We start from the raw sequence: 13,332 nt of genomic DNA, 5'->3' as shown, positions 1-13,332 counted from the left end.
CCACCGCCACAGCACACCCACCGACCACACCCACCGACAGGTCGCCACGCCAACCAGCCATCCAGGCCGGCACATCACGTTCACCACTCGCACTGGGCCTGACGCCGCCACCATTCGCACTGGGCCTGGCACCGCCACCACTCACGCCGGGCCTGACACCGCTCTCACCGTCCACGCAGCAGAGCGCACCACGTTCCCCGGCCACACCAGCCAGGACATCACGCTCATCGAGCGCACAACAGAGCACGTCACGTGCGCCGGCCACACAGCTCAGCACGTCCGTTCATGGGCCACAGGTCAGCACAGCGCACTCACCGATCGCACCGGACGGGATGCCGCACTCACCGGTCAGGCGCAAGCTCAGCACCGGCCCCACCCACCGACGCCATCAGGCCAATCGGCCGCCATGAAGCCGGTCAGCACGGAATCGATCGCCGCAGAACCGATCAGCACCGAACAACCGGCCACCACTGAGCAGATCAGCACAGAGCAGGCCGGCACAGAGCCGATGGGCACTGAGCCGGGCACCGCAATGAGAGGAAGCGAGCGCATGGGAGCAGACCGCTGAGCAAGCGGGAATACGACGAGGACGACGTACGGGTCAGGCCGGGCAAGGGCTCCAGGCCCCGGACCCGGATTCGTCCTGCGCATGAAGACGCCGTCGAGGGGTTCGTGGTGGCCGTCGACCGCGGCCGCTACACCACGCTGATCGAGCCGGAACGCCCGAAAGGCTCGGCCCAGAAGCGAAAGCCGCCCCAGCGCCGGCTCGTGGTCGCCATGAAGGCGCGCGAGCTCGGGCGTAAGGGCATCGTCGTGGGTGACAGGGTGGCGCTCGTGGGAGATGTGTCGGGCCGCCCCGACACCCTCGCCAGGGTGGTCAGGGTGGAGCCGCGCACGTCCATGCTGCGCCGCTCGGCCGACGACACCGAGGACACGGACGGCATCGAGCGTCCGGTCGTGGCCAACGCCGACCAGCTCGTCATCGTGACCGCGCTGGCCGACCCGCCGCCCAGGCCCCGGATGATCGACAGGATCCTGGTGGCCGCGTTCGACGCCGAGATCGACGCCCTGCTCTGCCTCACCAAGTCCGACCTCGCTCCGCCCGACGAGCTGGTGGCACAGTACGAACCGCTGGGCGTGGCGCACGTGGTGGTGCACAAGGGTGGTTCGCTCGACGAGTTGCGCGACCACCTGACCGGGCGCATCAGCGTTCTGGTCGGCCATTCGGGGGTCGGCAAGTCGACCCTGGTCAACGCCCTGGTCCCCGACGCGAACCGGGCCGTCTCCCAGGTCAACGCGGTCACCGGCCGCGGGCGCCACACCTCCACCTCGGCCGTGGCCCTGGAACTGCCAGAGGGTGGGTGGATCATCGACACCCCCGGCGTGCGCAGCTTCGGCCTGGCCCACGTCTCGGTGGAGACGGTGCTGGCGGCCTTCCCCGATCTGAACGAAGGCACGGTCAACTGCCCGAAGGGTTGTACGCACCTGGGCGAAGGGTGCGCGCTGGACACACTGGTGGCGGAGGGCAAGGCCGACCCCGCCCGCTTGAGGTCCCTGCGCCGCCTCCTGTCCAGCCGCGACGGCACCCCGGACGACTCACCCACGACACGCCGCGAGCCCGTACCGGACGAGATCTCCTGATCTCCCCACGAAATCTCCTGCCCCCCGCACGGGCCCGATCAGCGCCAGTACGACACGGGGTCGAGAACGACACGGGGTCGTCCACGAGGTCGTCGTCGATGTCCCGTAGCCCCTTCACGCCGTCCTACTGACCGTTCACGCCGTCCCGCCGACCGTTCAGCCCATCCCGCTGAGTCCTCCGTCATCGCCGCCTCCGCCCCGCGATCGGAGGCCCGGCGGTCGACGGTCCGGCGGTGGGCGGCCTCTCGATCGAAGGACCTGCGGCCGAGTGCCCGGCGATCGGGCCAACTGCTCTGTGATCGGAAGCTCCGCGGTCGGCGGACATGTCCGGGGCGATCAGGTACGCCACGAGCAAACGCGTCCAGCACTTGGGGTAGGTCTCCCGCAGACCACGCAAGACGACCGGGTCATGGCACCCGCAGACCGCGCGTGAGGCGATCGGGTCACGCCGCCCCAGGCCACGCGAGGCGATCGGGCAGCACCGCCCGCAGACCGCGTCAGGCAACCCGATCACAACGCCCTCAGACCACGAAAAACGGCCGCGACGCCCCCGCCAGACACCCGACACAAGCCGACCAGATCACGCCGCCACTGGCCGGTTCGGGCGTAGGGTCCACGTCACCGTCAGATCCGCGACCGCCACCCCGTCCTCGTTCGTCAGCGACACCGCCACGTCGAACTCCGGCCGCTCCCCCGCCTCCAGCCGCCCCACGACCTCCTCCCTCCCCGCGAGCAGCCGGGCCTCGGCCCGGATCTCGCCCTGGGCCACCTTCCGGTACGCGATGGTGGCCGTGGTGGGCAGTGGTGTGGCCCGGCTGAGCTGGTCGCCGAACAGGGACAGCATGGCGGCCCCCGACGCGGACTCGGCGAGGGTGAAGAGCACCCCCGCATGCGGCCCGCCCACGTGGTTGCGCAGGTCCTCACGGTCAGGAACGCGGCAAATCGCCACACCTTCTTCCACCGAATCGAAAACAAGGCCCAAAGTGCGGGCAAAGGGGACCGTTTGTAGCAGGAGATCACCGATATCTAGCGACATGCTGGACATGCTACTGGCCAGTAACTGAAACGAGAGTTACCAGAAAAGGAGCGTCTGCGACTGATGCTCCGTATATCCGACACGGTAGCGTGGGCGATCGTGCAGGGTTACTCGGATGATCTTCGACTCGCTCACGTCATGGCGGACGCCGCCGATGACCTGACCATGCGACGGTTCAAGGCGGTCGACCTCAAGGTCGAGACCAAGCCCGACCTGACGCCGGTCAGCGACGCCGACCGCGCGGTGGAGGAGGCCATCCGGGGCACGCTGCGCCGCGCCAGACCACGTGACGCGGTCGTGGGCGAGGAGTTCGGCAAGACCGGATGGGGCGCCAGGTCCTGGATCATCGACCCCATCGACGGGACCAAGAACTACGTGCGCGGCGTGCCCGTCTGGGCGACGCTGATCGCGCTCATGGAGTACGGCAAGGTCGTCGTCGGCCTGGTGTCGGCCCCCGCCCTCGGCCGGCGTTGGTGGGCGGCGGCCGAGGGCGGGGCGTGGACCGGCAAGAGCCTGACCAAGGCCACCCGCATGCGGGTGTCGTCCGTGTCGACCCTTGAGGACGCCTCGTTCTCGTACTCGAGCTTCGGCGGCTGGGAGAAGTCCGGCAAGCTGGACAACTTCCTCGACCTGAGCCGCTCCTGCTGGCGCACGCGGGCCTACGGCGACTTCTGGTCGCACATGATGGTCGCGGAGGGCTCGGTGGACCTGTCGGCCGAGCCCGAGCTCTCACCGTGGGACATGGCGGCGCTCACGGTCATCGTCGAGGAGGCCGGCGGCATCTGGACCGACGTCGCCGGCGTGAAGGGTCTGGAGGGCGGCAGCCTCGTCTGCACGAACGGCGTCCTGCACACCGAGGTCATCGACCGCCTCAACGGCACCATCGTCAAAGGCTAGGCACGCGGGAGGCGGAGCCCGCAGCACGCGCTCAGCCCTCGACCGGCGGTGCCCCCTCCGAAGCCGAGCGGCGGCCGGCGAGCGACCGGATCGTCGCCGTGGCGGCGTTCAGCTCGTGTTCGTCCTTGACCGTCACATTCCCCTCGTACGTCACCCCCTCCGGCGGGTTCTCATGCCCGATCGGGTCGGCGTCCCAGACGTTCCCCCGGAAGACCACGTTCTCCAGCGGCGGCGCCACGTGCAGAACGGCCGTGTTGTCGGCCCGGACGACGACGTTCTCCTCCAGCGTCACCCAGCTGGCCCCGTAGTCGGCATAGAGCCCGAAGTTGTACGGCGTCCGCACGTCCTCGATGACGTTCCCCCGCACCACGGCCCCGCCGGCCGCCGAATCCCCCTGAGGCCCGGACAGGTAGACGCCCCCGCCGTCGGCCAGCACCTCCATGGTGCTCACGGTCAGGTTGTGCAGGATCCGCGTCCCCTCCCCCGGCCCGGCCACGATCCCGCAGTGGGGCACCTTCGTGATCTCGTTGTGCGCGACGACGCAGCCGCGGGTCCCGGTGACGGCGATCCCCGGCGACCCGCTGAACTCCAGCCCCACCTCCCGCACCAGGTTGTCCGCGATCTCGGTCCCGTGGCTGCCGCTCACCACGACACCCCCCGCGGACAGCGTGTCGAAGGAACAGCCGCGCACCACGAGCTCGTCACCTCCCGTGACCCCCAGCCCAGAAGCCCCGAGCCGAGTGAAACGGCAGCCCTCGATCCGCGCGGCGTCGGTGTCCTCGAACGTCACGCAGGCAGGAATCGTGACGGAATCCGATGGATACGTAACGGAAGCCCCCTCTCCCAGGTGCGCGACCTCGACGCCGCCTCCCTCGTAGTAGCCGCTGCCGTGGTAGTGCGGGAAGCCCTCGGGCCGGCCGGGCCGCAACCACGTCGCGTCGGCGAACACCAGCCCCTCGAACGCCACCCCGCGCGCCCCCGCCACGCTCATCAGCGTCTCCAGCACCGGCGCCACCACCCGCGTACGCGCCGGATCCTCACCGGGAAGGGGCAGGTACAGCAGCACGTGCGCGCCCGGCCGCGACCGGTCGAGCACGAAGGTGCCCGGCTCGCGCAGGAAGGCCGGGTCGTTCTCGATCCGTGTGGGCAGGCCGGGCCCGGCGTTGGTGACGCCCTCCCAGGTGGAGTTGTACAGCTCGGTCGCCAGGCCGAACCCGGGCTGGGCCATGGTGATCACCGTCGAGCCCCCGTCGGCCGACGCCTCCGCCATGCTCAGGCGCGCCTCCGTCCAGGGGTAGACGCCCCGGTAGACGAACTCGGCCCCCCGCCAGGCGCGCGGTTCCGCGCTGTCGGTGACGTAGCCGGTCGCGGTCGCGACCGCCTCCCCCGGCAGTCCGGGTACGGAGGCGCGCGGGGCCCTGCGGCCGTCCACGTAGAGCTGGCGGGTGTCGAGGTCGCCGACCTCCGCCCGCCAGACGCCATCGGCCTCCCGCCAGGCGGTGATGACCCGGCCGCCGCTGACGACGGCCTCCTCACGCTCGGGCGTGCCGTACCCGTACGCACGGTAGACGGTCCCCGAATCGGCTTCTGTGAGCTCGAAGGGCCGGGCGAGCACGTGGGTCCCGCCCCTGAGGAGCACCACGGCCTCCCCGCTCACCTGTCTGGCCGCGGCCCTGGCGCGTTCGAGGGTGGCGAACGGACGCTCGGCGGAGCCGGGCCAGGAGTCGTCGCCCGCCGGAGCGACGTGGAATGGGAACAAGACAGCCGCCTTTCGATGTTTATGCTGTACACGAAGTAATACACCATAAACTGAGACGGTGCCAATGACACGGGATCCGGACGACGGCGTCGAGCTGCTGTGGCGGGAGAAGGAGCACGAGCCCCGGCGCGGGCTGACCACGGGCCGGATCGTGCGCGCCGCGGTCGAGCTGGCCGACGCAGAAGGGCTGGAGGGCCTGTCGATGCGCAAGGTCGCCGACCGGCTCGGTTTCACGACCATGTCGCTCTACCGCCACGTCCCCGGGCGCGAGCAGCTCATCGAGCTGATGCTCGACGAGGTGATGGGTGAGCATCCGCGGCCCCAGGAAGGAGAGGCCGGCTGGCGCACCCGGCTGGAGGCGGTCGCCAGGCAGGCGTGGGAGCTGCGCCGGCGGCATCCCTGGATGGCCGAGGTACGCGGCACCCGCCACGTGCCGGGGCCCAACGGCGTCGCGCACTACGACCACATGCTCGCCGCACTGGCCGGCACGTCGCTCAGGCCGTCCGAGGTGATCGCGGCGATCGCCCTGGTCGGCCGCTTCGTGGACGCCGAGGCCCTGGTCCTGGTCGAGACCCAGCGCGAGGAGCGCCGCAGCGGCGTGTCCGAGCAGGAGTGGTGGGGCGCCCGCGAGTCCCTGTACGAGCGCCTCGACCGCTACCCCACCCTCACCCACCTGTGGGAGAGCGGCGGCTGGGACCAGCCGGAGGACTCCTTCGAGTTCGGCCTGGCCCGCGTCCTTGACGGCATCGAAGCCCTCATAAACAAGCGTGACGAAACCCGTGACGACAGTTGCCAGGAATGCGGCACCCCGCTGGAGCCCGCCCCCTCGGGCCGCCCCCGCGTCTACTGCTCGCGAGCCTGCCGCCAGCGCGCGTACCGCAACAGAAGACGCCCCTGACCGCTCACAGCGAAAGCACCCGCCGCACCGCCCGCATCAGGCTCTCCCGATACCCGCCCCCGTACAGCACCACGTGCACGAGCAGCGGATGCAGCTGATGCAGGGGCACCCGCTCCCGCCACCCCTCCGCTGGCGGAAACTCCTCGCGGTAGGCCCCGAGCACCCGATCCAGGTACGGCAGCCCGAACAGGTCGAGCATCGCCAGATCGCTCTCCCGGTGCCCGCCGTGCGCCGCCGGATCGATCAGCACCCCGCCCCCACCCGACCACAGCACGTTCCCGCTCCACAGGTCACCGTGGATCCTGGCGGGCGCCTCCGCCGGCCCCGACACCTCGGCCAGGCGCTCGACGACCCGCTCGACCAGCGCGACGTCCGCCGCGGGCAGCCGCGCCATACGCAGGAACGGCAGCACCCGCCGCTCCCCGTAGAAGGACGGCCAGTCGGGAGCGGGTGAATTGTCCATCGGCAACTCGGCGATGAACCCCGGCCACGGCGCCCCGAAGCCCTCCGCCCCCGCACGGTGCAGCCGCGCCAGCGCCCGGCCGAACCGCTCGGCGGCCCCGGCGGACGGCGGCTCCTGACGTACCCAGGACAGCACGAGCCGGTCGGGACCCACCTCGATCACCTCGGGCACGGCGACGGCCTCGCTCAGCCAGCGCAGCCCGGCGGCCTCCGAGGCGAAGACCTCGGAGGCGTTCCCGTTCTTGGCGAACACCTCGCGCCCGTCGTCCAGCACGCCCCGCCGCAGCCGCCACCCGTGCGACGCCCCGAGATCATCAGTGATCCTCATCAGCCGAGCTCCTCCGCGATGTGCTCGGCCACCCCCTCCGAGGCGTCCCGCACCAGCGAAAGCACCTCCTCGAACCCCTCACTCCCCCCGTAATACGGATCCGGCACCTCGGCCCCCTCCCCCGCCGCCGGATCGAACGAGCGGAACAACCGCACCTCCACCCCGGCCGGAGCCAGCCTGCGCAGATTGGACAGATTGTCCCGATCCATCGCGAGGACCAGGTCATAACGGTCGAACCAGTCCTTGGTGAACTGCCGGGCCCGATGCGCGGAGCCGTCGTAGCCGTTCCTGGTGAGGATCTCCAGAGCGCGCTCGTCCATGGGATCGCCCACGTGCCACCCGCCGGTCCCCGCGCTCTCGACGCTCACAAGCCCGCCCAGGCCGCGGGTTTCGAGCGTCTGACGGAGCACCACCTCGGCCATCGGCGAACGGCAGATGTTCCCCATGCACACCACGCATACGCGATAAGTCATAGCTCCCATCATGAGGGTGACCTGGTGCGTTCACCGAACGTTCACCCTGGTTGGGGGGTCTGAGTCACCTTCGCTGCATAACTTTCGAGGCGACTAAGGACCAAGTGGGAGGACCCAACCGTGAAGTATGCAGGCCGGCTCGCCGCCGTCGCCGTCGTCGGCGCGCTCTCGCTCGCTGCGTGCGGCACAGACAACAACGCGGGAGCCGCGGGCACCAGCTCCGCCAGCGCGCCCGCCGCCGCGGGCAACGACAACGCCCTCAGCGGCTCGATCAACGCCGCGGGCTCCTCGGCCCAGGCCAACGCGATCACCGAGTGGACGAAGAACTTCACGGCCGCCAACCCCGGTGTCACCCTCAACTACCAGCCCAGCGGCTCGGGCGCGGGCGTGCAGGCGTTCATCCAGGGCACGGTCGCCTTCGCCGGCTCCGACTCGGCGCTGAAGGAAGACGAGCCCGCGCAGGCCGACGCCAGGTGCAAGACCGGCAAGGCGATCAACATCCCCATGGTGACCGGCCCCGTCGCGGTCGTCTACAACCTGCCCGGCGTCGAGGGGCTGCAGCTGTCGCCCAAGACGCTCGGCGGCATCTTCAACAGCACGATCACCAAGTGGGACGACGCCGCCATCAAGGCCGACAACCCCGACGCGAAGCTGCCCTCCACCCCGATCCAGGCCTTCCACCGCTCGGACGAGTCGGGCACCAGCGACAACTTCACCAAGTTCCTCAAGGCCACCGCCGAGTGGCCGCACGAGCCCGCGAAGGCATGGCCGGCCGAGGCCAAGGGTCAGGGCGCCAAGGGCTCCGACGGCATCGCCTCCTCGGTCAAGGACACCGAGGGCGCGATCAGCTACGTCGAGCTCTCCTACGCCGAGAACTCCTCGCTGCAGAAGGCGAAGGTGGCCAACGGCGCCGGCGAGTTCGTCGAGCTCACCCCGGAGAGCGCGGCCAAGACGGTCGAGACCGCCGAGATCAAGGGCACCGGCAACGACCTCGCCCTCTCGATCGACTACGCCACCAAGACCGCGGGCGCCTACCCGATCGTCCTGGTGACGTACGAGATCACCTGCGAGAAGGGCCTCGCCGCGGAGGAGCAGAAGATCGTCAAGAGCTTCCTCACCTACACCGCCAGCGACGAAGGCCAGGCAGCGCTCAAGGAGCTGGGCTACGCCCCGCTCGCGGGCACACTGCTGACGAAGGTCCGGACCGCCGTCGAGGCGATCTCCTGACCTCATGGCGACCAACGTACGCACCCGTGACGGCGGGCCGGCCACGAGCCGGTCCGCCTCGCGGCGCAGCCACGGTGAAGGCCCGTTCCGCTTCCTGTCCACGGCCGCGGGCGTCGTCCTGCTGGGGATCATGGCGGCCATCGCCGTGTTCCTCATCAGCGAGGCGATCCCGGCCCTGCGCGCCAACCAGGCGAACTTCTTCACGGAGCTCACCTGGGACCCCAACGGCGAGCAGGTCTTCGGCATCGCCGCCCTGGCCTTCGGCACCGTGCTCAGCTCCGCGCTCGCGCTCGTCATCGCCACCCCGATCGCCGTGGGCGTGGCCCTGTTCATCTCGCACTACGCGCCACGCAAGCTGGCCGCGCCGCTCGGCTACCTGATCGACCTGCTCGCCGCCGTGCCCAGCGTCGTGTACGGACTGTGGGGGCTCGCGTTCCTGATCCCGCTGATCAGGACGCCGTCGCAGTGGCTCAACGAGCACCTCGGCTGGTTCCCGCTGTTCGCCGGCGAAGGCGCCATCGGCGGCAAGACCATGATCGCCGGATCGATCGTGCTGGCCATCATGATCCTGCCGATCATCGCCGCCATCTCCCGCGAGGTGTTCCTCCAGGCTCCGAAGATGAACGAGGAGGCGGCGCTCGCCCTCGGCGCCACCCGCTGGGAAATGATCAGGATGGCCGTGCTGCCGTTCGGCCGGCCGGGCGTCATCAGCGCCGCCATGCTCGGCCTCGGCCGCGCCATGGGTGAGACCATCGCGGTCGCCTTGATCTTCCCCGCTACCTTCGACATCACCTTCCAGATCCTCACCCCGCACGCCAACAGCATCGCCGCGAACATCGCCAACGGCTTCGGCGAGGCCACCCAGATCGGCCGGGGCGCGCTGATCGCCTCAGGTCTGGTGCTGTTCGTCATCACCCTGCTGGTCAACATGGGTGCGCGCCTGATCATCAACCGCCGCAAGGAGTACGCGAGGGCCGGCGCATGACCGCGATCCAACACATCTCCACCAGCCGCCGGATCAAGGACCGGGTCGTTCAGGGCCTGGTCTATCTGGCGTTCGCGCTGGCCGTGGTGCCGCTCATCTCGGTGCTCTGGCTGGTGATCTCCAATGGTCTGCCCCGGTTCGACCTGGAGTTCCTCACCCACTCCATGAACGGCATCGGCGCCAGGGACGCCGGCGGCGGCGCCTACCACGCCATCATCGGCACCCTCCAACAGGTCCTGCTCGCCTCCGTCATCTCGGTGCCCGTCGGCCTGCTGACCGCGATCTACCTGGTCGAATACGGCAACAACGGCCGGCTCAGCCGCGCTATCAGCTTCTTCGTGGACGTCATGACCGGCGTCCCCTCCGTCGTCGCCGGCCTGTTCGTGCTGGCGTTCTGGATCCTGTTCCTCGGCTTCTCCTACTCCGGCTGGGCGGGCGCGCTCGCGCTGTCGATCCTGATGATGCCGACCGTGGTCAGGTCGGCCGAGGAGATGCTCCGGCTGGTGCCGGTCGACCTGCGCGAGGCTTCGTACGCGCTGGGCGTCCCCAAGTGGCGCACCATCGTCAAGGTCGTGCTGCCGACCGCGTTCACCGGCATCGTCACCGGCGTCATGCTGGCCGTGGCCCGCGTCGCGGGCGAGACGGCGCCGCTGCTGATGACGGTGTTCTTCACCAACTCCATCAACAACGACCCGTTCACCGGGCCGCAGATGGGGCTGCCGCTGTTCGTCTTCGACCAGGCGGCCCGCCCCAACGACACCGCGATCGACCGGGCGTGGACCGGCGCCCTCACGCTCATCCTGATCGTCATGCTGCTCAACCTGGTGGCGCGCCTGATCGCCTGGTGGCGCTCGCCCGCCAGGGGCCGATAGGGGGTTATCAGCACAATGTCCAAGCAGATCCAGGTCTCGGGTCTCGACGCGTACTACGGGTCGCACAAGGCGATCGAGGACGTGTCCATGACCATCGAACCCCGCTCGATCACCGCGTTCATCGGCCCGTCCGGCTGCGGCAAGTCGACGTTCCTGCGCACGCTCAACCGCATGCACGAGGTGATCCCCGGCGCACGCGTGGACGGCAAGGTGCTGCTCGACGGCGAGGACCTGTACGCCAACACGGTCGAGCCCGTCTCCGTGCGCCGGATGATCGGCATGGTCTTCCAGCGCCCCAACCCGTTCCCCACGATGTCGATCTACGAGAACGTGGCCGCGGGCCTGCGCCTCAACGGCCGCGTCAGCAAGTCGCAGACGGACGCCATCGTCGAGGAGTCGCTCAAGGGCGCCAATCTCTGGAACGAGGTCAAGGACCGCCTCAACAAGCCCGGAGCCGGCCTGTCCGGCGGACAGCAGCAGCGCCTCTGCATCGCCCGCGCCATCGCGGTCAAGCCGCAGGTCCTGCTGATGGACGAGCCGTGCTCGGCCCTCGACCCCATCTCCACCCTGGCCATCGAGGACCTGATGGCCAAGCTCAAGGACGAGTTCACCATCGTCATCGTCACCCACAACATGCAGCAGGCGGCCCGCGTCAGCGACAGGACCGCGTTCTTCAACCTGGCCGAGCAGGGCAAACCCGGCAAGGTCATCGAGATGGACGAGACCTCCCGCATGTTCACCAACCCCACGGAGAAGGCCACGGAGGACTACATCACGGGGCGCTTCGGCTGATGACCCGACAGCAGGCGGCATCCACGATGAACGGGGACACGAGGACCAAGCCCGTGCTGCTCATCGCCGACCCGGACGACTCGGTCGTAGAGGACGTGGCCACGGCCCTCGAACTCGAGGGCGTGGCCGTCACAGGAGCGCCCGACGGGGCACAGGGGCTGCTGCAGGCGGGAGCCCTCAGCCCGGACGTGGTGCTCGTCTCGGCCACGCTTCCGGTCATCGACGCGGTCGAGTTCGTCCGCGCGGTACGGCTGGCGCGCGTCGTACCGGTGCTGCTCGGCGTCGGCGAAGGACACGCCGAGCAGGCGCTGCGCGCGCTCGCCGCCGGGGCGGCCGCCTGCGTCGCCAGGCCCTACCGGGTGCCCGAACTGCTGCCGTTCATCCAGGCCGCCTCGCCCGAGTCACGCAAGGTCCTGGCCGTCGGCGGGGTCGAACTGGATATCCAGGCCTACCAGGTACGCGTGGCCGGGCGCGCCGTACACCTGCCGCTGCGCGAGTTCGAGCTGCTCCAGTACCTGATGCGCAACGCCGACCGCACGGTCACCCGCGAGCAGATCATGCGCCACGTCTGGCACGCCGCCGCGAACACCTCGACGAACACCATCGCCGTGCACGTCAAACGCCTGCGCGCGCGCCTGGGCGACGAGGACGACCAGCTCATCCAGACCGTACGCGGCGTGGGCTATCGGCTGGTCACGCCCGGCAGTCACGGAAGTCACGCATGATCCGCTCCACCACGCCCTCGACCGTCGCCACGCCGTACGCCACCTCGGGGCTGCCCTCGGTGAGTACGGCGAGCGCGTAGTCGCGGCCGTCGCCGCCCCGGATCAGCCCCACGCTGATCATGGCCCAGCGCTTGGTGGAGACCCGCTTGAGCCAGCCGTTCTTCAGCGCCACCCGCTCCCCGTCGCAGGCGGCGGCGCTGATGCCCCAGTTCTGCCCGTCGACGACCTCACCCATGAGCCCGAGCACCTGCTTCCGGTCACCGGCCCTGAGCGGGCTCCTGCCGGACACCAGCGCCGCCATGAGCCTGACCTGGTCGTCGACGGACGTCCTGGTGATCCCCCAGCAGTAGAGATCGACGCACTGCCCCGGCACGCCGACCGTGTGCTTCAACCCGAGCCGCTTCCCCGCCCGGTTGAACCCGTCCGCCCCGCCGATCCGCGTCCAGAGCCGGTCCGCGGCGTGGTTATCGCTGTAGCGGATCATCATCTCCGCGTCCCGCCTGACTTCTGCCGGAAGCTTCTTCCACGGGGTACGCAGCAGCAGCGCCATGAGGATCTGCACCTTGGCCGTGCTGGCCGTGATCAGCCGTTCGCCGGCGTGGTAGCGGTAGACCCGTCCGGTCGCCAAGTCCTTCACCATGGCGGTGACCGGCCCCGGCCGCCCTCGCAGGAAGCGATCCAGCCGCCGCGAGACCCGCTCGGCCGAGACCCCGGGCACAGCCTCCCTGCTCACGCTCGCCACAGCCAGGTTGCCCAGACCACCCGCACCGACCCTGCCCCGAGCGCCGACACCGATCCTGGCCAGACCGTCCCCCGCCGTCTTGCCCAAACTGTCGCCGGCCACCCTGGCTCGCCCCAGCTCGGGCCCCGGCAGCACGTCACGCCTCGTCCCGGCCTCTTCGGGCACCGCGTCCCGCATGCTCTCAGCCCTGGGCACGGCGGCAACGCTGACCCCGGCCGGCTCCTGCGACCTGTTCACCGGCACCAGCGGCAGGATCAGGGCGAGCACGACGACCAGCCGCAGTATCGCCTTCGCCACGGCCTCGACCACGTGATCATTATCACGACATATACCAACATGCCGCTAGAGCGTCCCTTGTGGGATCTCCAGGTTGCTTCGGCCAGGGCCTGGGCTCCGAAGGGAGAAGATGCATCTCGGCGTCGTCAGTGACGCCGAGACGGTGACAGCCACGGTGGCCGCGCAGTTCCGGGGAGTGCTGCGGTGGCCGCCACGGTG

The 13,332-nt window shown here is 69.8% G+C and carries 13 protein-coding genes; 8 read left to right on the top strand and 5 right to left on the bottom strand.

What is annotated here, in order from left to right; genetic code table 11:
- The first annotated feature begins 564 nt into the window (after positions 1 to 564).
- Positions 565 to 1,641: a ribosome small subunit-dependent GTPase A gene (rsgA, locus tag AB0C27_RS55285; RefSeq protein WP_357863290.1), complete on the top strand. Its 1,077-nt coding sequence runs from the start codon at positions 565 to 567 to the stop codon at positions 1,639 to 1,641.
- Between the two features lie 580 nt (positions 1,642 to 2,221).
- Here rsgA and AB0C27_RS55280 read toward each other — a convergent pair.
- A complete protein-coding gene (locus AB0C27_RS55280; RefSeq protein WP_357863287.1) occupies positions 2,222 to 2,677 on the bottom strand; it encodes a DUF4442 domain-containing protein in 456 nt (151 codons plus the stop codon).
- 99 nt (positions 2,678 to 2,776) lie between these two features.
- On the opposite strand from AB0C27_RS55280, the gene hisN reads away from it, so the two are divergent.
- Positions 2,777 to 3,574 carry a histidinol-phosphatase gene (gene hisN / locus AB0C27_RS55275; protein ID WP_357863218.1) on the top strand — a complete coding sequence of 266 codons (798 nt, stop codon included), beginning with the start codon at positions 2,777 to 2,779 and terminating at the stop codon, positions 3,572 to 3,574.
- A 31-nt stretch (positions 3,575 to 3,605) separates the two neighbouring features.
- Here hisN and AB0C27_RS55270 read toward each other — a convergent pair whose 3' ends face one another.
- Positions 3,606 to 5,333 (bottom strand): right-handed parallel beta-helix repeat-containing protein, encoded by a 1,728-nt coding sequence (locus AB0C27_RS55270; protein WP_357863215.1) that lies wholly within the window; start codon positions 5,331 to 5,333, stop codon positions 3,606 to 3,608.
- Between the two features lie 64 nt (positions 5,334 to 5,397).
- On the opposite strand from AB0C27_RS55270, the gene AB0C27_RS55265 reads away from it, so the two are divergent.
- Positions 5,398 to 6,231, top strand: coding sequence for a TetR/AcrR family transcriptional regulator (locus AB0C27_RS55265; protein ID WP_357863284.1), 834 nt, complete (start codon positions 5,398 to 5,400; stop codon positions 6,229 to 6,231).
- 4 nt (positions 6,232 to 6,235) lie between these two features.
- Here the strand turns inward: AB0C27_RS55265 and AB0C27_RS55260 are convergent, their stop codons facing one another.
- On the bottom strand, positions 6,236 to 7,021 hold the full coding sequence (locus AB0C27_RS55260) for a fructosamine kinase family protein (protein ID WP_357863212.1): 786 nt from the start codon (positions 7,019 to 7,021) through the stop codon (positions 6,236 to 6,238).
- On the bottom strand, positions 7,021 to 7,494 hold the full coding sequence (locus AB0C27_RS55255; protein ID WP_357863209.1) for a low molecular weight protein-tyrosine-phosphatase: 474 nt from the start codon (positions 7,492 to 7,494) through the stop codon (positions 7,021 to 7,023). Before AB0C27_RS55255 ends, AB0C27_RS55260 begins: the two co-directional genes overlap by 1 nt.
- Before the next feature lie 120 nt (positions 7,495 to 7,614).
- On the opposite strand from AB0C27_RS55255, the gene pstS reads away from it, so the two are divergent.
- From pstS to AB0C27_RS55230, 5 genes are read left to right on the top strand one after another with little or no spacing between them, the layout of a single operon-like run.
- A complete protein-coding gene (gene pstS / locus AB0C27_RS55250) occupies positions 7,615 to 8,721 on the top strand; it encodes a phosphate ABC transporter substrate-binding protein PstS (protein ID WP_346110372.1) in 1,107 nt (368 codons plus the stop codon).
- 4 nt (positions 8,722 to 8,725) lie between these two features.
- Positions 8,726 to 9,706 (top strand): phosphate ABC transporter permease subunit PstC, encoded by a 981-nt coding sequence (gene pstC / locus AB0C27_RS55245; RefSeq protein WP_357863205.1) that lies wholly within the window; start codon positions 8,726 to 8,728, stop codon positions 9,704 to 9,706.
- Positions 9,703 to 10,578, top strand: a complete 876-nt coding sequence (pstA, locus tag AB0C27_RS55240) for a phosphate ABC transporter permease PstA (RefSeq protein ID WP_357863202.1) — start codon at positions 9,703 to 9,705, stop codon at positions 10,576 to 10,578. The genes pstC and pstA overlap by 4 nt, the downstream gene beginning before the upstream one ends.
- A 15-nt stretch (positions 10,579 to 10,593) precedes the next feature.
- Positions 10,594 to 11,370 (top strand): phosphate ABC transporter ATP-binding protein PstB, encoded by a 777-nt coding sequence (gene pstB, locus AB0C27_RS55235; RefSeq protein WP_357863199.1) that lies wholly within the window; start codon positions 10,594 to 10,596, stop codon positions 11,368 to 11,370.
- Positions 11,371 to 11,396: 26 nt separating this feature from the next.
- A complete protein-coding gene (locus AB0C27_RS55230) occupies positions 11,397 to 12,095 on the top strand; it encodes a response regulator transcription factor (RefSeq protein ID WP_357863196.1) in 699 nt (232 codons plus the stop codon).
- Here the strand turns inward: AB0C27_RS55230 and AB0C27_RS55225 are convergent.
- The gene (locus AB0C27_RS55225) at positions 12,064 to 13,146 is read right to left on the bottom strand and encodes a serine hydrolase (RefSeq protein ID WP_357863193.1); all 1,083 of its coding nucleotides are present in this window, start codon (positions 13,144 to 13,146) and stop codon (positions 12,064 to 12,066) included. The two genes, AB0C27_RS55230 and AB0C27_RS55225, sit on opposite strands and share 32 nt — an antisense overlap.
- Between the last annotated feature and the right edge of the window lie 186 nt (positions 13,147 to 13,332).

The sequence above is a fragment of the Nonomuraea sp. NPDC048882 genome, from assembly GCF_040649755.1.
Classification (GTDB): Bacteria; Actinomycetota; Actinomycetes; order Streptosporangiales; family Streptosporangiaceae; genus Nonomuraea; species Nonomuraea maheshkhaliensis.
This window is presented reverse-complemented; position numbering and strand designations above follow the sequence as displayed.